The sequence below is a fragment of the Kosakonia sp. SOY2 genome, from assembly GCF_027109175.1.
In the GTDB taxonomy this organism is placed as follows: domain Bacteria; phylum Pseudomonadota; class Gammaproteobacteria; order Enterobacterales; family Enterobacteriaceae; genus Kosakonia.
The window spans coordinates 1-22,229 of the sequence record NZ_JAPVXH010000010.1 but is presented as its reverse complement, the minus strand read 5'-3'; the positions used below and the strand labels follow the sequence as shown (position 1 = coordinate 22,229).

Here is a 22,229-nt window from a genome sequence, read left to right as displayed (position 1 = left end):
TGTCAGTTCCTCAAGCGTCAGGCCGCCAGTATATACACCTTATTCGTCGTCTGCCCGACACATCGCCACCGTATCCTCGATAAGGCGGCGCGCAACCGTACCCGGAGGCGGTAACAGCGGCAAGTTGTCATAGCGATACCAGCCCGCATCCAGTAACTCTTTCGGGTCAATGCGGATTTCGCCGCTGTCATATTCCGCCATAAATGCGGTCATCAGCGATTGTGGAAACGGCCACGGTTGCGAGGTGACATAACGCAAATTCTTCACTTTGATGCCGCTCTCTTCCATCACTTCACGCGCCACCGCCTGTTCAAGGGTTTCGCCCACTTCGACGAAACCGGCGAGCACCGTGTAAATGCCATTGCGATGGCGCGTGTGCTGCGCCAGCAAAATGCTGTCATCACGGCGAATGGCGACAATGATGCAAGGGGCGATTTGTGGGTAATAGCGCTCGCGGCAGTGATCGCACAGCATTGCCCATTCGGTTTTACTGGGGTGCATGGTGTGCCCGCAGTAACCGCAAAACTGGTGTGAACGATAAAATTCCGCCAGTTGCACGCCACGGCCCGCCAGTTGAAAAAGCCCCACATCTTGATCGATAAGCAGACGCACGGATCCCATATCCTGGCGACGATTCTGGCGGATCATCCATACCGCTTCGCCCTGCCACTCGCCAATGTGAAGCGCGCTCTGCCCCACAAGATCGAAATTTCCTGCCTTGCCGTGTGGTAATTCCCCGCCGGGCATCCATAATTTTTGTTCATGGCTGACGATCCACCAGCCCTGATCGTGTGCTTCAATAATACGTACCATTTGGTGCACTACCTTCGCTTTACTGGCATGTTATTAACATTATTATTACATCGTTTTGATCTTACATATTTGCGGAGCCATTTATGCTAAACCAGTTAGAAAGCCTGACAGAGCGCGTTGGAGGAAGTAACAAACTTGTCGACCATTGGCTGCAAGCACGTAAGCAACTGCTTGTTTCTTATTACAATCTGGTTGGCATTAAACCTGGCAAAGGATCCTACATGCAGCTTAACGAAAAAGCGCTGGACGATTTTTGCCACAACCTGGTGGAATACCTTTCCGCAGGTCACTTCAATATTTATGAACGCATCATTAGCGAATTGGAAGGGAGCAGCCCACTTTTAGCGGCGACGCAGCTTTACCCAATGCTTGAAGCGAATACTGTAGAAATCATGAACTATTACGACTCCAGCCTGGAAAACGCCATTGATGACGATAACTGTCTGGAGTTCCAGCAAGCGCTCTCCGATATCGGCGAAGCGCTGGCCGCCCGCTTTACCCTTGAAGACAAGTTAATCGTGCTGGCCTTTGATAACAACATCAAAGAGAGCGCCAACGACGAAAGCGGTGTCGCGCGACCGGCTTGAGTTCTTAAACATTAACGCGTAATTTAAAAAGCAGTCCCCGTCTTCGGACGGGTTTTTCTTGTCGGAGTGCCTATATTTCCACAACATCATTCGCGATGCGTCGAGACGGCAAGTTCGTGAATCCCCAGGAGCTTACATCAAGTAAGTGACTGTGGTGAGCGAACGCAGCCAACACAGGGCAGCGTGAAGGATGAAGGGGAAAAGGCTGAGACCGTTAATTCGGGATCCGCGGAACCTGATCAGGTTAAAACCTGCGAAGGGAACAAGAGTAATCCATTCACGTCAACCACCCTCACGGGCGGTTTGCTGCCATTACTCCATCCGTCGTCTGACAAGCCATATCCTTTACATTCTGGAATGAGCTATGTCTGCAAAACTTACACGCCGTGAACAACGCGCCCAGGCGCAACACTTCATCGACACACTGGAAGGTACCGCTTTCCCCAACTCGCGCCGCATCTACATCACCGGTTCGCAACCCGATATCCGCATTCCGATGCGCGAAATCCAGCTGAGCCCGACGCTTACCGGCGGCACAAAAGAACACCCGCAGTTTGAAGAGAATGAAGCGGTGCCGGTGTACGATACCTCGGGCCCGTATGGCGATCCGGATATTGCGATTGATGTCCAGCAAGGGCTGGCGAAACTGCGCGCACCGTGGATTGCCGCCCGTGATGACAGCGAAACACTGGAACAGCGCAGCTCTGTCTATACCAACGAACGGCTGGCCGATGATGGCCTCGACGAATTGCGTTTTAGCGGTTTACTGACGCCGCGCCGCGCGAAACCCGGCCAGCGCGTCACGCAACTGCACTATGCGCGCAAAGGCATCGTCACGCCGGAAATGGAGTTTATCGCCATTCGCGAAAACATGGGCCGCGAGCGTATTCGCAGCGAAGTGTTGCGTAAGCAGCATCCGGGCGAAGGTTTTGGTGCGCGTCTGCCGGAAAACATCACCCCGGAATTTGTGCGCGATGAAGTCGCCGCCGGGCGGGCGATTATCCCGGCCAATATTAACCACCCGGAATCGGAGCCAATGATCATTGGCCGCAACTTCCTGGTGAAGGTGAACGCCAATATCGGTAATTCGGCGGTGACTTCCTCGATCGAAGAAGAGGTGGAAAAGCTGGTCTGGTCGACGCGCTGGGGCGCGGACACGGTCATGGATTTATCCACCGGGCGTTATATCCACGAAACCCGCGAATGGATCCTGCGTAACAGCCCGGTGCCGATCGGTACAGTGCCGATCTACCAGGCGCTGGAGAAGGTTAATGGGATCGCCGAAGATCTGACCTGGGAAGCATTTCGCGACACCCTGCTGGAACAGGCGGAGCAAGGGGTGGACTATTTCACCATCCACGCGGGCGTGCTGCTACGCTATGTGCCAATGACCGCGCAGCGCCTGACCGGCATTGTCTCGCGCGGTGGCTCGATTATGGCGAAATGGTGCCTCTCCCATCATCAGGAAAACTTCCTCTACACCCATTTTCGCGAGATCTGCGAAATCTGCGCCGCTTATGACGTTTCGCTATCGCTGGGTGATGGCTTGCGCCCAGGCTCCATTCAGGACGCCAACGACGAAGCGCAATTTGCCGAGCTGCATACGCTTGGCGAACTGACGAAAATTGCCTGGGAGTATGACGTTCAGGTGATGATTGAAGGCCCGGGGCATGTACCAATGCAGATGATCCGCCGCAATATGACCGAAGAACTGGAGCACTGCCACGAAGCGCCGTTCTATACGCTGGGGCCGCTAACCACCGATATCGCGCCGGGCTATGACCATTTCACCTCTGGTATTGGCGCGGCGATGATTGGCTGGTTTGGCTGCGCGATGCTCTGTTATGTCACGCCCAAAGAGCACCTCGGCTTACCCAATAAAGAGGACGTTAAACAGGGGCTGATTACCTACAAAATCGCCGCTCACGCTGCTGACCTGGCTAAAGGCCACCCTGGCGCGCAGATCCGCGACAACGCCATGTCGAAAGCGCGTTTTGAGTTCCGCTGGGAGGATCAATTCAACCTTGCGCTCGACCCGTTTACCGCGCGCGCCTACCACGATGAAACGCTGCCGCAGGAATCCGGCAAAGTGGCGCACTTCTGCTCCATGTGCGGGCCGAAATTCTGTTCGATGAAAATCTCGCAAGAGGTGCGTGACTACGCGGCAACCCAGGCGATTGAAGTCGGTATGGCGGATAAATCCAGCGACTTCCGCGCACGCGGCGGCGAGATCTACCTGAAAAGGGAGGAAGCCTGATGTATCAGCCCGATTTCCCGCCGGTACCCTTCCGCCTCGGCCTTTACCCGGTAGTCGACAGCGTCGACTGGATTGCCCGTTTACTGGATGCGGGCGTGCGCACGCTGCAACTGCGCATTAAGGATAAACGCGACGAGGACGTTGAAGCGGATGTGATGGCAGCCATCGCGCTTGGCCGTCGCGTTAATGCGCGGCTGTTTATTAACGATTACTGGCAACTGGCGATCAAACACCAGGCTTACGGTGTGCATCTTGGTCAGGAAGATCTGGAAACGACCGACTTAAGCGCCATTCGTGCAGCGGGTTTGCGCCTTGGCGTTTCCACCCATGACGATATGGAAATCGACGTGGCGCTGGCGGCCCGCCCCTCTTACATCGCGCTGGGCCATGTCTTTCCCACGCAAACCAAACAGATGCCTTCTGCGCCGCAGGGACTGGAACAGCTGGCGCGTCACGTTGCACGGCTGAAAGATTACCCAACCGTTGCTATTGGCGGTATCAGCCTTGCGCGTGCGCCGGATGTGTTGGCAACCGGCGTGGGCAGTATTGCGGTGGTCAGCGCCATCACCCGGGCGGATAACTGGCAACAGGCAACCCAGCAATTACTGCAACTGGCGGGGGTGGGCGATGAATGATCGCGACTTTATGCGCTACAGCCGCCAGATCCTGCTGGAGGATATCGCGGTTACCGGCCAGCAAAAATTGCTCGCCAGCCGGGTATTAATTATCGGCCTCGGCGGTCTTGGCGCACCGGCGACGGTCTACCTTGCGGGCGCAGGGATCGGCACGCTGGTGCTGGCGGATGACGACGCCGTACACCTGAGCAATTTGCAGCGACAGATTTTATTTACCACCGATGATATCAACCAGCCGAAAACCCAGGTCACCGCGCAGCGCCTGCACAGATTAAACCCGGATATCGAGCTGATTACGCTCCAGCAGCGCTTGAGCGGTGAGGCGTTGCACCAGCAAGTTCAGCAGGCCGATGTGGTGCTCGACTGTAGCGACAACATGCTGACACGCCAGGCGATCAACGCTGCCTGCGTGGCGCTGGAGACACCGCTTATCACCGCCAGCGCAGTCGGTTTTGGCGGCCAGTTGATGGTGCTGACGCCGCCCTGGCAGCAGGGCTGCTACCGCTGTTTATGGCCGGACGACAGCGAGCCAGAACGCAACTGTCGCACCGCCGGTATTGTTGGCCCGGTGGTCGGCATTATGGGTGCCATGCAGGCGCTGGAAGCCATTAAATTGTTGAACGGGCTGCACACCACCAGCGGTGAGCTGCGCCTGTTCGACGCGCGCACCAATCTTTGGCGCACGCTGGCGCTGCACGCTTCCCGCCAGTGCCCGGTTTGTGGAGGGCGACATGCAAATACGCTTCAATGACGAGTCGATGAACTGCGTCGCCGGGCTTTCCGTCGCCACCCTGCTTGAGCAACTCAATCAGCTCAAACCGGGTGTCGCGCTGGCCGTTAATCAACAGATCCTGCCGCGTGAGCAGTGGGAAAACCATCTTGTGCAGGACGGCGATCACATCCTGCTGTTTCAGGTTATCGCAGGGGGCTGAGATGTTACGTATTGCAGAAAAAGAGTTCACTTCACGGCTGTTTACCGGCACCGGCAAGTTCGCCACACCGCAACTGATGGTCGATGCGATTCATGCGTCGGGCAGCGAACTGGTAACGCTGGCGATGAAGCGCGTCGACCTGCGCCAGCGCACCGATATGCTGTTGCAACCCTTGCTGGATGCGGGTGTGACGTTGCTGCCTAACACCTCCGGGGCGAAAAACGCCGAAGAGGCCATTTTCGCCGCCCAACTGGCACGGGAAGCACTCGGCACGCACTGGCTAAAACTGGAAATTCATCCGGACGCCCGCTGGCTGCTGCCCGATCCGATTGAAACCTTGCGCGCGGCAGAAAAACTGGTGCAGATGGGTTTTGTGGTTCTGCCCTATTGCGGTGCCGATCCGGTGCTGTGTAAACGGCTTGAAGAGGTAGGCTGCGCGGCAGTCATGCCGCTGGGCGCACCGATCGGCTCCAACCAGGGGCTGGAAACCCGCGCCATGCTGGAGATTATTATCGAGCAGGCGAATGTGCCAGTGGTGGTCGATGCCGGGATCGGCGCGCCCAGCCACGCGGCGCAGGCGCTGGAGATGGGGGCTGACGCGGTGCTGGTTAATACCGCGATCGCGGTCGCCGACGACCCGGTCAACATGGCGCGCGCTTTTCGCCTGGCTGTCGAGGCCGGAACACTGGCCCGCCAGGCCGTACCAGGCGCCCGCCAGCGTTACGCGCAAGCCACCAGCCCGCTCACCGGTTTCCTGGAGGAAACATTATGAGCACCTTCACCGACCGCTGGCGGCAACTGGATTGGGACGATATCCGCCTGCGCATCCACAGCAAAACCGCCGCCGATGTTGAACGCGCACTCAATGCCCGGCAACTGACGCGCGACGATATGATGGCGCTGCTCTCCCCCGCCGCCGCCGGTTTTCTTGAACCGATGGCACAGCAAGCACAGCGGCTCACGCGCCAGCGTTTTGGCAACACCGTCAGTTTTTATGTTCCGCTTTATCTCTCTAACCTTTGCGCCAATGACTGCACCTATTGCGGGTTTTCGATGAGCAATCACCTGAAGCGCAAAACGCTGGATGAGCAGGAGATTGCGCGGGAATGCGCGGCCATACGCGAACTAGGGTTTGAGCATCTGTTGCTGGTCACCGGTGAGCATCAGGGCAAAGTCGGGATGGACTACTTTCGCCGCCATATGCCAGCGATCCGCCGCCAGTTCGCCTCGTTGCAAATGGAAGTGCAGCCGCTTTCCGAGCCGGAGTACGCCGAGCTGAAAACCCTTGGTCTTGATGGCGTAATGGTCTACCAGGAGACGTACCACGAAAGCCAGTACGCACGTCACCATCTGCGCGGTAAAAAACAGGACTTCTTCTGGCGGCTGGAGACGCCGGACAGGCTGGGCCGCGCGGGTATCGACAAGATTGGCCTCGGCGCGTTAATGGGCCTGTCCGACAGCTGGCGAGTGGATTGCTATATGGTTGCCGAACATTTGCTGTGGCTACAACAGCGCTACTGGAAAAGCCGTTATTCCATCTCCTTCCCCCGCCTGCGCCCTTGCGCGGGCGGCGTGGAGCCTGCGTCAGTGATGGATGAGCGGCAACTGGTGCAAACCATTTGCGCGTTTCGCCTGCTGGCACCGGACACGGAGTTGTCGCTATCAACGCGCGAATCACCGCGCTTTCGCGATCACGTTATTCCGCTGGCGATTAATAACGTAAGCGCGTTTTCCAAAACGCAGCCGGGCGGCTATGCCGACAATCACCCGGAGCTGGAGCAATTTTCGCCCCATGATGAGCGCCGCCCGCAGGACGTTGCCGATGCGCTGATCGCCCGTGGGCTGCAACCGGTGTGGAAAGACTGGGATAGCTGGCTGGGACGTGCGCCGCAAAAAAGCCGCAACGCGCAGATAACGGGTTAATACTTTCCCGGCCTGCTACGTAAAAGCAAAATCGGGCGATGGCGGCTTGTCGCCCGAACCTTCATGCTTGCGCTGTCAGGTTATGAGACTGACCGGAGCGGGCGCTCTTCCTCTCTTCCGCTCCGCCTTACTCACATCAGGTACGCTATCTTTTGCGCAGCCCCTATACTGATATCTGTTCCTCTTTTGCATGTTCAAGGATAAGAAAATGCATAGCAAACAACTTTCATTTACAAGACCAATTCTGGTGAGCCTTGCCGGGATCCTCCTCAGTTTTGTGATAATCGCGCTCATGATTATCGCCGGTATGCGTAAAGAGACGCTGGAGGAGTACCACGATGTGAATCGCAATTTCGCGCATAACCTGGCGGTGAATTACACCCAGTCGATGCTGCGTGAAAACGACTATGTTCTCAATCGCGCCGCCGCATTCTTCGCCCATGACGATCAGTTAGACGTCACCGTGAACGGCGATCGGGACAAGGGACTGAAATTGCTGATGCAGTTGCTGGCGCTGATGCCCTCGGTATCGTCGATCTCTCTCGCCGACTCGCGCGGCGTTTACCTGCGCGCGCCACAGGTTATGGGCAGCGGTGAAAATTTCAATGCCAGTACGCGTCCGTGGTTTATGCACCAGGCGGAAGCCAGCATGTTTAATCACTATACCCGCAGCTACATGGATTTTTTTACCCATAACCCGATAGTGAGCATTTATAAACCGGTGATAGCGCCGGACGGTAAATTAAAAGGGACGCTGGCTTTTCACCTTGATCTGGCCTCAATGGGTTTCACCCTGCGCACCATGCAACCCCCGATGCCTGGCGAATTCTTCGTTATCGACGGCGAAGGCAAAGCGATGCTGCACCCGGACACTGGCGCGTTATTCAAAACACTCGTCAGCCCGACAATACTCGCAGCGATGACCAGTGCTGAAGGCGCGCTTTTCGATGAAAAAAATGCGTGCTGGTATTACTACTACGCCTTCACCAACCCGGAATGGTTTGTGATCTATAAAGTATCCGCCAGCACACTGGATAAACGCGTTCACCATCAGCTTCAGCTTGTCGGTTGGGGATTCACCACGGCGGCAGTGTTTATCATTCTGTTTGGCCTCTATTTACGCCACAGCTCGCGCACGGTGCTGCTCAACATAATCGATGCGATAAAAACCGGTGATGTAACCCGCGCCCCACGGCTCGAAGCGATGTTGAGTAAAGCGATTGAAAGCAGTAAAGAGCGGGAACAAACGTGGGTGCGGCAGGCGACCATGGATGCGCTGACCAATTGTAAGAATCGCCGCGCCTTTGATGCCGATATTGGCGCGCTGATGAACGATCATCAGCCGTTTGCTCTGGCGCTGGTGGATATCGATAATTTCAAATCCATTAACGACACCTGGGGACATTTGAATGGCGACATCGTGCTGCGAAACGTAGCGCGCGAAGGCATTCAGATCTTGCAGCCGCAGGGGATTTCGCTCTATCGCTACGGTGGCGAAGAGTTCGCGGTGATTTTCCCGCATGCGCATATCGATAACGCGCAGGCGCTACTGGAGCAGTGGCGGGTAAAAGTGGAGAACCGTACATGGCGCGAGAAAGAGCTGTCGGTCACGTTTAGCGCTGGTTTGGGTGAGTGGAACATGGAACCGCTGAACCAGCTGGTCGGCCGTGTGGATGAAGCGCTTTATAAAGCGAAGCAGCAAGGTAAGAACCGAATTCTACTGGTGAATCACCCATAGCCAGGCGGCGCGTCGCAAGGTTGCAACCGGTTTCATGTTATGCAGGGATTCTTTGTGATGCCCTACACACAATCGCGGTAAAGCGGTTGTTGAACCCAACAGCGCGGGATAATTATCACCTATCCCATCAACACCGAGGCTGACTATGAAAAACATCGTTTTATGCTGTGCAGCGGGTATGTCCACCAGCATGTTGGTGCAACGCATGAAAGACGCGGCGCAGAAAAAAGGCGTCGAGGTCACTATCAAAGCGGTTCCTGTTGCGGAATTTAAAGATGAAATTGCAACAGCGGATATCGTGTTGCTGGGGCCGCAGGTGAAATACGAGCAGGCAAAATTGCAGGCGCAGGCGGAACCGCTGGGCAAGAAAGTGGCGGTGATCGACATGATGGATTACGGCATGATGAAAGGCGATGTCGTTCTGGAAAAAGCCCTTAAGCTACTGGAGTGAATGCGTGGAAGATTTAGAAACCATCATTATGGAGCTGTTGGTTAACGCGGGCGCGGCGCGTAGCCAGGCATTAACCGCGTTACAGATGGCGCGTAAAGGCGATTTTGCTGAAGCAGAAAAAGCGATGGAAGAGTCGCGCGAATTCGTGAAAGCCGCGCATAAAATTCAAACCCAGCTTATCGGGCTCGATGAAGGCACCGGTAAGCTGCCGGTGAATTTGATCACCGTTCATTCTCAGGATCACCTGATGAACGCAATGGTGATTCAGGATCTGGCGACCGATATGATCGAGCTTTACCGCCGCCTGCCGCCGCGAGATTAAGACATCGTTTCCCTTCGACTACTATGCCCGCTCTGGCGGGCTTTTTTTCGCGCAGCGAAAAGTCGTGACGTGTTTTCCCCATGTAATTGCGTAATTGCACAACATGGCATTCGGGATGGTGCAGAGAAATGCCGCTGCCCGGCGCCTATACAACCCGTCCTGCAACGCGATCGCGGTCTTAATCCGCGGATTTCAGACGAAAAAAAACCCGCCGAAGCGGGTTTTTTATTACGCGAAACGATTACTCGTTGTCGGAACCACCCAGACCTGCGTTCAGCAGTTCTGCCAGGCTCGCGGACGCGTCTTCCGCAGTCACCTGCGGTGCTGCCGGCAGTTCGCCAGCGGCGCGACGGCGCATACGATCCTGGTGGTACGCATAACCAGTACCGGCCGGGATCAGACGACCCACGATGACGTTCTCTTTCAGACCGCGCAGTTCGTCGCGTTTGCCCGCAACGGCTGCTTCGGTAAGCACACGAGTGGTCTCCTGGAACGATGCTGCGGAGATGAAGGACTCGGTTGCCAGAGACGCTTTGGTGATACCCAGCAGATCGCGTGCATAGGTTGCACCGATTTTGCCTGCTGCTTCCAGCTCGCGGTTAGCGATCTTGACGCGAGAGTATTCAACCTGCTCACCTTCCAGGAAGTCGGAGCTTCCTGCGTTAACGATGGTGGCTTTACGCAGCATCTGACGAACGATAACTTCGATGTGCTTATCGTTGATCTTAACGCCCTGCAGACGGTAAACGTCCTGTACTTCGTTGGTGATATAACGCGTTACCGCGTGTACGCCACGAAGACGCAGAATGTCATGCGGTGCTTCCGGACCGTCGGAAACCACGTCACCACGTTCTACACGTTCACCTTCAAACACGTTGAGCTGACGCCATTTCGGAATCATCTCTTCGTACGGATCGCTACCGTCAACCGGCGTGATCACCAGACGGCGTTTACCTTTGGTCTCTTTACCGAAGGAGATGATACCGCTGATTTCCGCCAGGATTGCCGGCTCTTTCGGACGACGTGCTTCGAACAGATCCGCAACGCGCGGCAGACCACCGGTAATATCCTTGGTACCGCCGGATTCCTGCGGAATACGCGCCAGGGTGTCACCGGAGCTGATCTGAACGCCATCTTCCAGCTGAACAATCGCTTTACCCGGCAGGAAGTACTGGGCAGGCATATCGGTGCCCGGGATCAGTACGTCGTTGCCATTAGCGTCAACGATTTTCAGTGCCGGACGCAGGTCTTTACCGCCAGAGGTACGCTCTGCAGAGTCCAGAACCACCAGCGAAGAGAGACCGGTCAGTTCGTCGGTCTGACGAGTAATCGTCTGGCCGTCGATCATATCGGTGAAGCGGATGAAACCAGCCACTTCAGTGATAACCGGCATGGTGTGCGGATCCCAGTTTGCAACGGTTTCACCGCCGGCAACCTGCTCGCCATCACCCTTCGCCATTACCGCACCGTAAGGCACTTTATAGCTTTCTTTGGTACGACCGAATTCGTCGATCAGTTTCAGCTCAGTGTTACGGGAGGTGATAACCAGTTTGCCACTGGAGTTCACAACCGTCTTCGCGTTGCTCAGGCGGATGCTACCTTTGTTTTTCACCTGGATGCTGGATTCAGCAGCCGCACGAGATGCCGCACCACCGATGTGGAACGTACGCATCGTCAGCTGTGTACCCGGCTCACCGATGGACTGTGCCGCGATAACGCCGATGGCTTCACCTTTGTTGATGATGTGGCCACGCGCCAGGTCACGACCATAGCAGTGGGCGCACACACCAAAGTCGGTGTCACACGATACAACGGAACGCACTTTCACTGAGTCAACAGAGTTCGCTTCCAGCAGATCACACCACTGTTCGTGCAGCAGCGTATTGCGCGGAACCAGAATATCTGCAGTACCCGGCTTCAGAATGTCTTCTGCGGTTACACGACCCAGAACGCGATCGCGCAGCGGCTCTTTAACATCACCACCTTCGATAACCGGCGTCATGGTGATGCCTTCCAGCGTGCCACAATCGTCTTCGGTTACGACCAAATCCTGTGCCACGTCTACCAGACGACGGGTCAGGTAACCGGAGTTCGCGGTTTTCAGTGCGGTATCCGCCAGACCTTTACGCGCACCGTGCGTGGAGATGAAGTACTGGAGTACGTTCAGACCTTCACGGAAGTTCGCGGTGATCGGCGTTTCGATGATGGAGCCATCCGGCTTCGCCATCAGACCACGCATACCAGCAAGCTGACGAATCTGGGCTGCAGAACCACGCGCACCGGAGTCGGCCATCATGTAGATGCTGTTAAAGGAAACCTGCTGCTCTTCAACGCCGTCACGGTTAATAACGGTTTCAGTTTGCAGGTTATCCATCATCGCTTTGGATACGCGATCGTTCGCCGCGGCCCAAATATCGATAACTTTGTTATAGCGTTCGCCAGCGGTCACCAGACCAGACTGGAACTGCTCCTGGATCTCAGCAACTTCGGCTTCCGCTTCGCTGATGATCTCGTGTTTTTTCGCCGGGATGACCATGTCATCGATACCAACGGATGCACCTGAACGCGCTGCATATGCAAAGCCGGTGTACATCGTCTGGTCAGCAAAAATAACGGTCGGCTTCAGGCCCAGAATGCGGTAACAGGTGTTCAGCATTTTGGAGATAGCCTTCTTGCCCAGCGCCTGGTTGACGATGGAGAAAGGCAGACCTTTCGGAACGATCATCCACAGAATCGCACGGCCAACGGTCGTGTCTTTCAGGCTGGTTTTCGCTACGAATTCGCCATTAGCGTCTTTTTCGTACTCGGTGATACGCACTTTAACGCGCGCATGCAGAGAGGCCAGGCCAGCGCGGTAAATACGCTCAGCTTCTTTCGGGCCAGTCAGCACCATGCCTTCGCCTTTGGCGTTAACACAGTCACGGGTCATGTAGTACAGACCCAGTACAACGTCCTGAGACGGAACGATGATAGGTTCGCCGTTCGCCGGAGACAGAATGTTGTTGGTGGACATCATCAGCGCACGCGCTTCCAGCTGGGCTTCCAGCGTCAGCGGTACGTGAACAGCCATCTGGTCACCATCGAAGTCGGCGTTATATGCCGCACAAACCAGCGGGTGCAGCTGGATGGCTTTACCTTCGATCAGTACCGGTTCAAACGCCTGGATACCCAGACGGTGCAGTGTTGGTGCACGGTTCAGCAGTACCGGGTGTTCGCGGATAACTTCGTCCAGGATATCCCAAACGACAGCTTCTTCGCGCTCGACCATTTTCTTCGCGGCTTTGATGGTGGTGGCGAGGCCACGCAGTTCCAGCTTGCCGTAGATGAACGGTTTGAACAGCTCCAGTGCCATTTTCTTCGGCAGACCGCACTGATGCAGACGCAGGTATGGACCTACGGTGATTACAGAACGACCGGAGTAGTCAACACGCTTACCGAGCAGGTTCTGACGGAAACGACCCTGTTTACCTTTGATCATATCGGCCAAAGATTTCAGCGGACGTTTGTTGGAACCGGTGATCGCACGACCGCGACGGCCGTTATCCAGCAGGGCGTCAACCGCTTCCTGCAGCATACGTTTTTCGTTGCGTACGATGATATCCGGCGCCGCCAGATCCAGCAGGCGTTTCAGACGGTTGTTACGGTTGATCACGCGACGGTACAGATCGTTCAGATCCGACGTTGCGAAACGACCACCATCCAGCGGAACCAGCGGACGCAGATCCGGCGGCAGCACTGGCAGAACAGTCAGGATCATCCACTCCGGTTTGTTACCAGACTGTACGAACGCTTCCAGCAGTTTGATACGCTTGGTCAGCTTCTTACGTTTGGTTTCGGAGTTGGTTTCGTTCAGCTCTTCGCGCAGCTGTTCGCACTCTTGCTCCAGATCCATGCTTTTCAGCAGGGCCTGAATAGCTTCGGCGCCCATTTTCGCGTCGAATTCGTCACCGAACTCTTCCAGCGCATCCAGGTACTGTTCTTCGGTCAGGATCTGGTTACGTTCCAGATTGGTCATACCGCCTTCGATAACCACGTAGGATTCGAAGTACAGAACACGTTCGATATCGCGCAGCGGCATATCCAGCAGCAGGCCGATACGGGACGGCAGAGATTTCAGGAACCAAATGTGGGCGGTCGGAGACGCCAGCTCGATGTGGCCCATGCGCTCACGACGCACTTTCGTCTGGGTCACTTCAACGCCGCACTTCTCACAGATCACACCACGGTGTTTCAGGCGCTTGTACTTACCGCACAGGCACTCGTAATCTTTTACTGGCCCGAAAATACGCGCACAGAAAAGGCCGTCACGCTCAGGTTTGAACGTACGGTAGTTGATGGTTTCCGGCTTCTTAACTTCACCAAAAGACCATGAACGGATCATGTCTGGCGATGCCAGAGCAATTTTGATCGCATCAAACTCTTCGGTTTTAGTTTGCGCTTTCAGAAACTTTAATAAGTCTTTCACGGATTTGCTCCCGTCGGAGTTAGCACAATCTGGTGCCAGGGATTAACCCGGCACCAGTGACCTGTTTGAGCGAGAGTTACTCGTCTTCCAGCTCGATGTTGATACCCAGCGAACGAATCTCTTTCAACAGTACGTTGAAGGACTCAGGCATACCCGGTTCCATCTGATGGTTGCCGTCCACGATGTTTTTATACATCTTGGTACGACCGTTCACGTCATCAGACTTAACGGTGAGCATTTCCTGCAGGGTGTATGCCGCGCCGTATGCTTCCAGCGCCCACACTTCCATCTCCCCGAAGCGCTGACCACCGAACTGCGCCTTACCACCCAGCGGCTGCTGAGTAACCAGGCTGTAAGAACCGGTAGAACGCGCATGCATCTTGTCATCAACCAAGTGGTTCAGTTTCAGCATGTACATGTAGCCAACGGTAACCTGGCGCTCGAATTGCTCACCGGTACGACCGTCGAACAGTGTGATCTGACCGGAAGTCGGCAGGCCACCCAGCTGTAACAGTTCCTTGATTTCAGACTCTTTCGCACCGTCGAAGACCGGCGTTGCGATCGGCATACCTTTGCGCAGGTTTTCTGCCAGACGCAGAACTTCCTCATCGCTGAAGGTGCTCAGGTCGACTTTCTGACGAACGTCAGCGCCCAGATCGTATGCACGCTGGATGAATTCGCGCAGTTTCGCGACTTCTTGCTGCTGTTTCAGCATGGCGTTGATCTTGTCGCCGATACCTTTCGCAGCCATACCCAGGTGAGTTTCAAGGATCTGACCGATGTTCATACGAGACGGTACGCCCAGCGGGTTCAGTACGATGTCAACCGGCGTGCCGTTTTCATCGTATGGCATATCTTCGATCGGGTTGATCTTGGAGATAACACCCTTGTTACCGTGACGACCTGCCATTTTGTCACCAGGCTGGATCTGACGTTTAACGGCCAGATAAACCTTAACGATTTTCAGCACGCCCGGTGCCAGATCGTCGCCCTGAGTGATTTTGCGGCGTTTCGCTTCGAGTTTTTTCTCGAACTCGTGTTTCAGTTCGTCATACTGCTCAGCCAGCTGTTCCAGCTGATTTTGTTTCTCTTCGTCGGTCAGGCCGAGTTCCAGCCAGCGGTCGCGCGGCAGCTTGTCGAGCTTGTCAGCTTCAACGCCGCCGGAAACCAGCACGCTGTGGATACGGCTAAACAGGCCAGCTTCGAGGATCTGCAGTTCTTCAGACAGGTCTTTCTTCGCCTGTTTGAGCTGCATTTCTTCGATTTCCAGCGCACGTTTGTCTTTTTCCACGCCATCGCGGGTAAAGACCTGAACGTCGATAACGGTACCGGAAACACCGTTCGGTACGCGCAAAGAAGAGTCTTTAACGTCAGACGCTTTCTCACCGAAGATCGCGCGCAGCAGTTTCTCTTCTGGCGTCAGCTGGGTTTCACCTTTCGGCGTTACCTTACCAACCAGAATGTCGCCGCCGGTCACTTCCGCACCGATGTAAACGATACCGGATTCATCCAGTTTAGAGAGCGCGGCTTCACCCACGTTCGGGATGTCTGCGGTGATCTCTTCTGGCCCCAGCTTGGTGTCACGAGACACACACGCCAGTTCCTGGATGTGAATAGTGGTGAAACGATCTTCCTGAACCACACGCTCGGAGACGAGGATGGAGTCTTCGAAGTTGTAACCGTTCCACGGCATGAACGCTACGCGCATGTTCTGACCGAGCGCCAGTTCACCGAGGTCGGTGGACGGGCCGTCTGCCAGCACGTCGCCGCGCTCAATTGGCTCACCCAGATAAACACACGGCATCTGGTTGATGCAGGTGTTCTGGTTAGAACGGGTGTATTTGGTCAGGTTATAAATGTCGATACCTGCTTCGCCCGGGTACATCTCATCTTCGTTAACTTTGATAACGATACGAGAGGCATCCACGTACTGGACAGTACCGCCACGTTTAGCAACTGCGGTTACACCGGAGTCAACGGCAACAGCACGTTCCATACCGGTACCAACCAGCGGCTTGTCAGCGCGCAGAGTCGGAACCGCCTGACGTTGCATGTTCGCACCCATCAATGCACGGTTGGCGTCATCGTGTTCCAGGAACGGGATCAGGGACGCACCGACAGAAACCACCTGTTGGGTGGAAACGTCCATGTAGTCAACCTGGTCTGCGCTGAAGAGGCTGGATTCGCCTTTGCTGCGGCAGGTTACCAGATCGTCTACGAAACGACCTTCTTCCGTCAGGTTGGTGTTCGCCTGAGCGATAACATAGTTACCTTCTTCGATAGCAGAAAGGTAATGGATCTCGTCAGTTACAACGCCGTCGGTCACTTTACGGTACGGCGTTTCCAGGAAGCCGTATTCGTTAGTCTGTGCGTACACGGACAAGGAGTTGATCAGACCGATGTTCGGACCTTCAGGCGTTTCGATCGGACATACGCGACCGTAGTGGGTCGGGTGTACGTCTCGAACTTCAAAGCCTGCGCGCTCACGGGTCAGACCGCCTGGGCCGAGTGCAGAGATACGACGTTTGTGCGTAATCTCGGACAGCGGGTTGTTCTGGTCCATAAACTGTGACAGCTGGCTGGAACCGAAGAACTCTTTAACGGCTGCAGAGATAGGCTTCGCGTTGATCATGTCCTGCGGCATCAGGGTATCCAGATCGCCCAGAGACAGACGCTCTTTCACCGCACGTTCTACACGAACCAGGCCAACACGGAATTGGTTTTCCGCCATTTCGCCCACGGAACGGATACGACGGTTGCCGAGGTGGTCGATATCATCCACTTCACCGATGCCGTTACGGATACCGATGAGCTTTTTCATCACTTCGATGATGTCTTCTTTGCTCAGGATACCGGAACCTTCAATGCTGTCGCGCAGCAGAGAACGGTTGAACTTCATGCGACCAACCGCAGAGAGATCGTAGCGGTCTTCAGAGAAGAACAGGTTCTCGAACAGGCTTTCCGCAGCTTCGCGAGTCGGCGGCTCACCAGGGCGCATCATGCGGTAGATTTCTACCAGCGCGCTCAGACGATCGTTGGTCGGGTCGACACGTACGGTCTCAGAGATGTACGGACCGTGGTCCAGATCGTTGGTGAACAGGGTTTCGATACGTTTGTGACCAGACTGGCTCAGCTTCGCCAGCAGATCGAGCGACAGCTCCATGTTTGCCGGGCAGATCAGCTCGCCAGTGGATTCGTCAACGTAGTCTTTAGCTGCAACTTTGCCTGCGATGTACTCAACCGGTACTTCAATGTGTTGAATTTCGTCTTTTTCCAGCTGGCGAATATGGCGCGCGGTAATACGGCGGCCTTTTTCAACATACATTTTGCCGTTTGCTTCGATATCGAAGGATGCAGTTTCGCCACGCAGGCGTTCCGGCACCAGTTCCATCTGCAACTTGTTGTCGCGGATTTCAAAGACAACTTTTTCAAAGAACAGATCGAGAATCTGCTCAGTGGTGTAGTTCAGCGCGCGCAGAATAATGGTCGCCGGCAGTTTGCGGCGGCGGTCGATACGCACGAAGAGGTTATCTTTCGGGTCGAACTCGAAGTCCAGCCATGACCCACGGTAAGGAATAATACGTGCGTTATAAAGCACCTTACCAGATGAGTGGGTTTTCCCCTTATCGCTGTCGAAGAAGACGCCAGGACTACGGTGCAGCTGAGAAACGATAACACGCTCAGTACCGTTGATAACAAAGGTACCGTTGTCGGTCATGAGCGGAATTTCGCCCATGTAGACTTCTTGTTCTTTAATGTCTTTAACGGTGCCTTCCGGCGCTTCGCGCTCGTAGATCACCAGACGCAGTTTTACGCGCAGCGGAGCGGAATACGTTACGCCACGGATCTGACATTCTTTAACGTCAAAAACAGGTTCGCCAAGACGGTAGCTGACGTATTGCAGTTCCGAATTGCCGCTGTAGCTCTTAATCGGGAACACGGAGCGGAACGCCGCTTCCAGACCGTACTGCCCTTCAGGATCTTGCTCGATAAACTTCTGGAACGAGTCAAGCTGGATAGAAAGGAGATATGGGACATCCAGTACTTGTGGACGTTTACCAAAATCCTTACGAATACGTTTTTTCTCGGTATAGGAGTAAACCATAGGGTTCCTCAGCTCGCTGACAAGTCGACCCACTCTGTCCGTCGAAAGGGACAGTTTATGCAACACTATTTTTTTAGACCGGAAAGTGGAGCACTTCCCGCAATGCTTGTTGCTATCACGCTTAAATCATTTCATTGCGATTTACACAGAAAGAACTTTCTGTCGCAGTATATTAAGTCGTCGATAGAAACAAGCATTGTAAAGGCTACTGGCAGTCAAACAGTGTGAAACGCTACCGGTACCTTCTACAGCGCAAAAAGGCTGGTGACCCAAAAGTCACCAGCCATCAGCCTAATTTCTCAGGCTGCAACCGGAAGGGTTGGCTTATTTAACTTCAACTTCAGCGCCAGCTTCTTCCAGAGATTTTTTCAGAGCTTCAGCGTCATCTTTGCTCACGCCTTCTTTCAGAGCGGCCGGAGCAGATTCTACCAGGTCTTTAGCTTCTTTCAGACCCAGGCCAGTTGCGCCACGTACTGCTTTGATAACAGCAACTTTGTTAGCGCCAGCGGCTTTCAGAATTACGTCGAACTCAGTTTTTTCTTCAGCAGCATCAGCAGCCGGGCCAGCAGCAACAGCTACAGCAGCAGCAGCAGAAACACCGAATTTTTCTTCCATTGCAGAGATCAGTTCTACAACGTCCATTACGGACATAGCGGCAACTGCTTCAATGATTTGATCTTTAGTGATAGACATTTAAATTGTTCCTGAATATCAGAATAAGTTTATACGTAAGCAAATGCTTTATAAAGAAAACTGCGATTAAGCAGCTTCTTTCGCATCGCGTACAGCAGCCAGAGTACGAACCAGTTTGCCAGCAGAGGCTTCTTTCATGGTTGCCATCAGGCGTGCAATTGCTTCTTCGTAGGTCGGCAGGGTTGCCAGGCGATCGATCTGGGACGCCGGGATCAACTCACCTTCAAAGGCAGCGGCTTTGACCTCAAATTTTGCATTCGCTTTCGCGAACTCTTTGAACAGACGAGCAGCAGCGCCCGGGTGTTCCATAGAGTATGCAATCAGGGTCGGACCAACGAACGCGTCTTTCAGGCACTCAAACTGAGTACCCTCAACAACACGGCGCAGCAGGGTGTTGCGAACAACACGCATGTAAACGCCGGCTTCGCGACCTGCTTTACGCAGTTCGGTCATTTTATCTACGGTAACGCCACGGGAATCCGCAACAACCGCAGACAGCGCGCCTTTGGCTACTTCGCTGACTTCAGCAACAATCGCTTGTTTGTCTTGAAGATTTAAAGCCATTAGCTTTGCTCCTGGATGTTTGCCAGGGCTCATGCCCTGGAACTCACTTCACTCTTCTCAATGAAAAGAGCGTCTTAATACGGTGAGCAGAAACAAGCCAAAGAGTACTTTAAAAATAATCTTTAGGTTCTGTCACCGTCTACGCAGGGAATTAAGCTTCTTACGAAACACCTGCGGTCTTCGACGGAGGCCTGGATTAGGCCAGGCTCCAACGAACAAATCTGTTTGTTTGCTAACTTACGCTAGCAAAACGTGGGGGTAAGATTGTAGACAAATCCACCACCCACGTAAAGGCGAATATTAGTTCGCTACTGCGTTCAGACCAGCCTGGTCTACCGCAACACCCGCACCCATGGTGGTGGAGATGCTAATTTTCTTGATGTACACGCCTTTCGCCTGAGACGGTTTTGCTTTTTTCAGCGCAACCAGCAGAGATTCCAGGTTTTCTTTCAATTTGTCAGCGTCAAAATCCACTTTACCGATGGTGGTATGGATGATGCCGTTTTTGTCGTTACGGTAACGAACCTGACCGGCTTTAGCGTTTTTAACCGCTTCAGCAACGTTCGGCGTTACGGTACCAACTTTCGGGTTTGGCATCAGGCCACGCGGACCCAGAACCTGGCCCAGCTGGCCAACAACGCGCATTGCATCCGGAGAAGCAATAACTACGTCGAAGTTCATTTCGCCTTTTTTGATCTGCTCAGCCAGATCTTCCATACCTACCAGCTCAGCGCCAGCTGCTTTAGCAGCTTCAGCGTTCGGGCCCTGGGTAAATACGGCTACGCGAACAGAACGGCCAGTACCGTGCGGCAGTACAGTTGCACCACGTACGTTCTGGTCAGATTTACGCGCGTCGATGCCGAGGTTAACAGCAACGTCTACGCTTTCTACGAATTTAGCAGTGGCCAGCTCTTTCAGCAGAGCAATGGCTTCGTTGATGTCGTACTGTTTGGTCGCATCAACTTTGTCACGGATCACGCGCATGCGCTTGGTCAGTTTAGCCATTTCTTAATCCTCCACTACCAGGCCCATGGAACGCGCAGTACCTTCGATTGAGCGAGTCATCGCTTCAATGTCAGCACCGGTCATGTCCGCGGCTTTAGTCTGAGCAATTTCCTGCACCTGAGCGCGGGTTACTTTGCCCACTTTGTCTTTGTTCGGCTTGCCGGAACCAGACTTGATACCAGCCGCTTTCTTCAGCAGAACTGCTGCCGGAGGCGTTTTGGTAACGAAAGTGAAGGAGCGGTCAGCGTAAACGGTAATAACAACCGGAATTGGCAGACCTTTTTCGATGGAATCAGTTTTGGCGTTAAACGCTTTACAGAATTCCATGATGTTAACACCCTGCTGACCCAGAGCCGGACCAACCGGTGGGCTCGGGTTTGCCATGCCAGCTGCAACCTGCAGCTTGACGTAGGCCTGGACTTTCTTAGCCATTTAAATTTCCTCGTTTGGGTATAGCGCCCCGAAAGGCTCCCCGTGTTTGAATACGTTTTACGGATACGAGACCCATAAAAACAAAAGGCGCGAAATTGTATGTCAATTTCGCGCCCTGTGCAACGTTTGATCGCCGAATATTTAGGCTTTTTCGACCTGGCTGAAATCCAGTTCTACCGGGGTCGCACGACCGAAGATAGAAACAGACACTTTAAGGCGAGACTTCTCATAGTCCACCTCTTCAACCACACCGTTAAAGTCGGCAAACGGACCGTCGCTAACGCGGACCATTTCACCCGGTTCAAACAGCGTTTTCGGACGCGGCTTATCACCAACCTGTTGCAGGCGGTTCATGATCGCATCCACTTCTTTATCGCTAATCGGCGCCGGACGATCGGACGTGCCGCCGATGAAGCCCATTACGCGCGGAACGCTGCGTACCAGGTGCCAGCTGGCGTCATTCATCACCATCTGGACAAGGACGTAGCCCGGGAAGAATTTGCGTTCGCTTTTGCGACGCTGGCCACCACGGATTTCGACCACTTCTTCAGTCGGCACCATGACTTCGCCAAACAACTCTTCCATATTGTGTAATTTGATATGCTCGCGCAGCGAAGTAGCTACGCGGCCTTCAAAACCGGAAAACGCCTGAACGACGTACCAGCGCTTTTTAGGAGCTTCAGACATCTCAGAACCTCAGGCCAGTGATAAAGGAAACCAGGCGGACCAGAATACCATCCAGTCCCCACAGGATCAGTGACATGACTGCAGTTACGGCAGCCACGATCAATGTGGTGTGCAATGTTTCCTGACGAGTGGGCCAAATCACTTTACGTACTTCGGTTCTCGCTTCACGGGCAAAAGCAACGGTCGCTTTACCCTTCGTCGTCAACAGCGCGACACCACCTGCTGCAGCAATCAGAATAACAACTGCCAGCGCGCGGAGCGGCAGCATCATGTCACGATAAAGATAGTTGCCAACGATAGCCACGAGCAGCAGTACTGCAACAACAACCCACTTCATCGCTTCCAGGCCGCGCCCGCTCCCTTGAGCTTCGGTATTCGCACTCATAAACCAACCTGTCACAAGAATTCAGACAAACATTTTTGCCCCGCATAAGCGAGGCAACCAAACCGAAATGCTCTGGCGAGATTCGGACTAACGCCCTCTTCAGAGCCTGTCTCAGCAATGATTATGACAAATAAAATCACTGATGAGCCAGGTTCTGGTTCGAAAGCGTACAAAAAGGGCATCAAATGATGCCCTCTTCTTGCGCATTGCGTCAAATGTTATCAGCGATTAGCTG

At 54.3% G+C, this 22,229-nt stretch carries 19 protein-coding genes; 10 read left to right on the top strand and 9 right to left on the bottom strand.

Annotated features, from left to right (window positions below; genetic code table 11):
* Positions 1-39: 39 nt before the first annotated feature.
* Entirely contained in the window at positions 40-813 is a 774-nt protein-coding gene (gene nudC / locus O3S68_RS23725; RefSeq protein ID WP_045514593.1) for an NAD(+) diphosphatase, read from the bottom strand.
* An 83-nt stretch (positions 814-896) separates the two neighbouring features.
* Between nudC and O3S68_RS23720 the strand changes: the two genes are divergently transcribed.
* From O3S68_RS23720 to O3S68_RS23675, 10 genes are all read left to right on the top strand, one after another.
* A complete protein-coding gene (locus O3S68_RS23720; RefSeq protein WP_020456067.1) occupies positions 897-1,400 on the top strand; it encodes an Rsd/AlgQ family anti-sigma factor in 504 nt (167 codons plus the stop codon).
* A 364-nt stretch (positions 1,401-1,764) separates the two neighbouring features.
* Positions 1,765-3,657, top strand: coding sequence for a phosphomethylpyrimidine synthase ThiC (thiC, locus tag O3S68_RS23715; RefSeq protein WP_045514595.1), 1,893 nt, complete (start codon positions 1,765-1,767; stop codon positions 3,655-3,657).
* Positions 3,657-4,292, top strand: a complete 636-nt coding sequence (gene thiE / locus O3S68_RS23710; protein WP_269232654.1) for a thiamine phosphate synthase — start codon at positions 3,657-3,659, stop codon at positions 4,290-4,292. The genes thiC and thiE overlap by 1 nt, the downstream gene beginning before the upstream one ends.
* Positions 4,285-5,043, top strand: a complete 759-nt coding sequence (locus O3S68_RS23705; protein WP_269232653.1) for a HesA/MoeB/ThiF family protein — start codon at positions 4,285-4,287, stop codon at positions 5,041-5,043. Before thiE ends, O3S68_RS23705 begins: the two co-directional genes overlap by 8 nt.
* Entirely contained in the window at positions 5,024-5,224 is a 201-nt protein-coding gene (gene thiS / locus O3S68_RS23700) for a sulfur carrier protein ThiS (RefSeq protein ID WP_017460019.1), read from the top strand. The genes O3S68_RS23705 and thiS overlap by 20 nt, the downstream gene beginning before the upstream one ends.
* A 1-nt stretch (position 5,225) precedes the next feature.
* Positions 5,226-5,996, top strand: coding sequence for a thiazole synthase (thiG, locus tag O3S68_RS23695; RefSeq protein WP_020456063.1), 771 nt, complete (start codon positions 5,226-5,228; stop codon positions 5,994-5,996).
* On the top strand, positions 5,993-7,147 hold the full coding sequence (gene thiH / locus O3S68_RS23690; protein ID WP_269232652.1) for a 2-iminoacetate synthase ThiH: 1,155 nt from the start codon (positions 5,993-5,995) through the stop codon (positions 7,145-7,147). The genes thiG and thiH overlap by 4 nt, the downstream gene beginning before the upstream one ends.
* 208 nt (positions 7,148-7,355) lie before the next feature.
* Positions 7,356-8,885, top strand: a complete 1,530-nt coding sequence (locus tag O3S68_RS23685; protein ID WP_269232651.1) for a sensor domain-containing diguanylate cyclase — start codon at positions 7,356-7,358, stop codon at positions 8,883-8,885.
* A 145-nt stretch (positions 8,886-9,030) separates the two neighbouring features.
* Positions 9,031-9,336, top strand: coding sequence for a PTS sugar transporter subunit IIB (locus O3S68_RS23680; protein WP_020456060.1), 306 nt, complete (start codon positions 9,031-9,033; stop codon positions 9,334-9,336).
* 4 nt (positions 9,337-9,340) lie between these two features.
* Positions 9,341-9,658: a PTS lactose/cellobiose transporter subunit IIA gene (locus O3S68_RS23675; protein ID WP_020456059.1), complete on the top strand. Its 318-nt coding sequence runs from the start codon at positions 9,341-9,343 to the stop codon at positions 9,656-9,658.
* Between the two features lie 241 nt (positions 9,659-9,899).
* Here the strand turns inward: O3S68_RS23675 and rpoC are convergent, their stop codons facing one another.
* From rpoC to secE, 8 genes are all read right to left on the bottom strand, one after another.
* Positions 9,900-14,123 carry a DNA-directed RNA polymerase subunit beta' gene (gene rpoC, locus O3S68_RS23670; protein ID WP_020456058.1) on the bottom strand — a complete coding sequence of 1,408 codons (4,224 nt, stop codon included), beginning with the start codon at positions 14,121-14,123 and terminating at the stop codon, positions 9,900-9,902.
* A gap of 76 nt (positions 14,124-14,199) precedes the next feature.
* Positions 14,200-18,228, bottom strand: a complete 4,029-nt coding sequence (gene rpoB / locus O3S68_RS23665; protein ID WP_020456057.1) for a DNA-directed RNA polymerase subunit beta — start codon at positions 18,226-18,228, stop codon at positions 14,200-14,202.
* Positions 18,229-18,552: 324 nt separating this feature from the next.
* Entirely contained in the window at positions 18,553-18,921 is a 369-nt protein-coding gene (gene rplL, locus O3S68_RS23660) for a 50S ribosomal protein L7/L12 (protein ID WP_014882064.1), read from the bottom strand.
* 66 nt (positions 18,922-18,987) lie between these two features.
* Positions 18,988-19,485, bottom strand: a complete 498-nt coding sequence (gene rplJ, locus O3S68_RS23655; RefSeq protein WP_002438625.1) for a 50S ribosomal protein L10 — start codon at positions 19,483-19,485, stop codon at positions 18,988-18,990.
* A 300-nt stretch (positions 19,486-19,785) separates the two neighbouring features.
* A complete protein-coding gene (gene rplA, locus O3S68_RS23650) occupies positions 19,786-20,490 on the bottom strand; it encodes a 50S ribosomal protein L1 (RefSeq protein WP_017460030.1) in 705 nt (234 codons plus the stop codon).
* A gap of 3 nt (positions 20,491-20,493) precedes the next feature.
* Positions 20,494-20,922 (bottom strand): 50S ribosomal protein L11, encoded by a 429-nt coding sequence (gene rplK / locus O3S68_RS23645; protein WP_002438627.1) that lies wholly within the window; start codon positions 20,920-20,922, stop codon positions 20,494-20,496.
* Positions 20,923-21,063: 141 nt separating this feature from the next.
* On the bottom strand, positions 21,064-21,609 hold the full coding sequence (gene nusG, locus O3S68_RS23640; protein ID WP_006816549.1) for a transcription termination/antitermination protein NusG: 546 nt from the start codon (positions 21,607-21,609) through the stop codon (positions 21,064-21,066).
* A 1-nt stretch (position 21,610) separates the two neighbouring features.
* Entirely contained in the window at positions 21,611-21,994 is a 384-nt protein-coding gene (secE, locus tag O3S68_RS23635) for a preprotein translocase subunit SecE (RefSeq protein WP_003033128.1), read from the bottom strand.
* Positions 21,995-22,229: the final 235 nt, after the last annotated feature.

Excerpts from the sequence above, each read along its gene's own strand:
- nudC (WP_045514593.1), bottom strand. The coding sequence starts at position 813 with ATGGTACGTATTATTGAAGCACACGATCAGGGCTGGTGGATCGTCAGC.
- O3S68_RS23720 (WP_020456067.1), top strand. The coding sequence starts at position 897 with ATGCTAAACCAGTTAGAAAGCCTGACAGAGCGCGTTGGAGGAAGTAAC.
- thiC (WP_045514595.1), top strand. The coding sequence starts at position 1,765 with ATGTCTGCAAAACTTACACGCCGTGAACAACGCGCCCAGGCGCAACAC.
- thiE (WP_269232654.1), top strand. The coding sequence starts at position 3,657 with ATGTATCAGCCCGATTTCCCGCCGGTACCCTTCCGCCTCGGCCTTTAC.
- O3S68_RS23705 (WP_269232653.1), top strand. The coding sequence starts at position 4,285 with ATGAATGATCGCGACTTTATGCGCTACAGCCGCCAGATCCTGCTGGAG.
- thiS (WP_017460019.1), top strand. The coding sequence starts at position 5,024 with ATGCAAATACGCTTCAATGACGAGTCGATGAACTGCGTCGCCGGGCTT.
- thiG (WP_020456063.1), top strand. The coding sequence starts at position 5,226 with ATGTTACGTATTGCAGAAAAAGAGTTCACTTCACGGCTGTTTACCGGC.
- thiH (WP_269232652.1), top strand. The coding sequence starts at position 5,993 with ATGAGCACCTTCACCGACCGCTGGCGGCAACTGGATTGGGACGATATC.
- O3S68_RS23685 (WP_269232651.1), top strand. The coding sequence starts at position 7,356 with ATGCATAGCAAACAACTTTCATTTACAAGACCAATTCTGGTGAGCCTT.
- O3S68_RS23680 (WP_020456060.1), top strand. The coding sequence starts at position 9,031 with ATGAAAAACATCGTTTTATGCTGTGCAGCGGGTATGTCCACCAGCATG.
- rpoB (WP_020456057.1), bottom strand. The coding sequence starts at position 18,228 with ATGGTTTACTCCTATACCGAGAAAAAACGTATTCGTAAGGATTTTGGT.
- rplL (WP_014882064.1), bottom strand. The coding sequence starts at position 18,921 with ATGTCTATCACTAAAGATCAAATCATTGAAGCAGTTGCCGCTATGTCC.
- rplJ (WP_002438625.1), bottom strand. The coding sequence starts at position 19,485 with ATGGCTTTAAATCTTCAAGACAAACAAGCGATTGTTGCTGAAGTCAGC.
- rplA (WP_017460030.1), bottom strand. The coding sequence starts at position 20,490 with ATGGCTAAACTGACCAAGCGCATGCGCGTGATCCGTGACAAAGTTGAT.
- rplK (WP_002438627.1), bottom strand. The coding sequence starts at position 20,922 with ATGGCTAAGAAAGTCCAGGCCTACGTCAAGCTGCAGGTTGCAGCTGGC.
- nusG (WP_006816549.1), bottom strand. The coding sequence starts at position 21,609 with ATGTCTGAAGCTCCTAAAAAGCGCTGGTACGTCGTTCAGGCGTTTTCC.
- secE (WP_003033128.1), bottom strand. The coding sequence starts at position 21,994 with ATGAGTGCGAATACCGAAGCTCAAGGGAGCGGGCGCGGCCTGGAAGCG.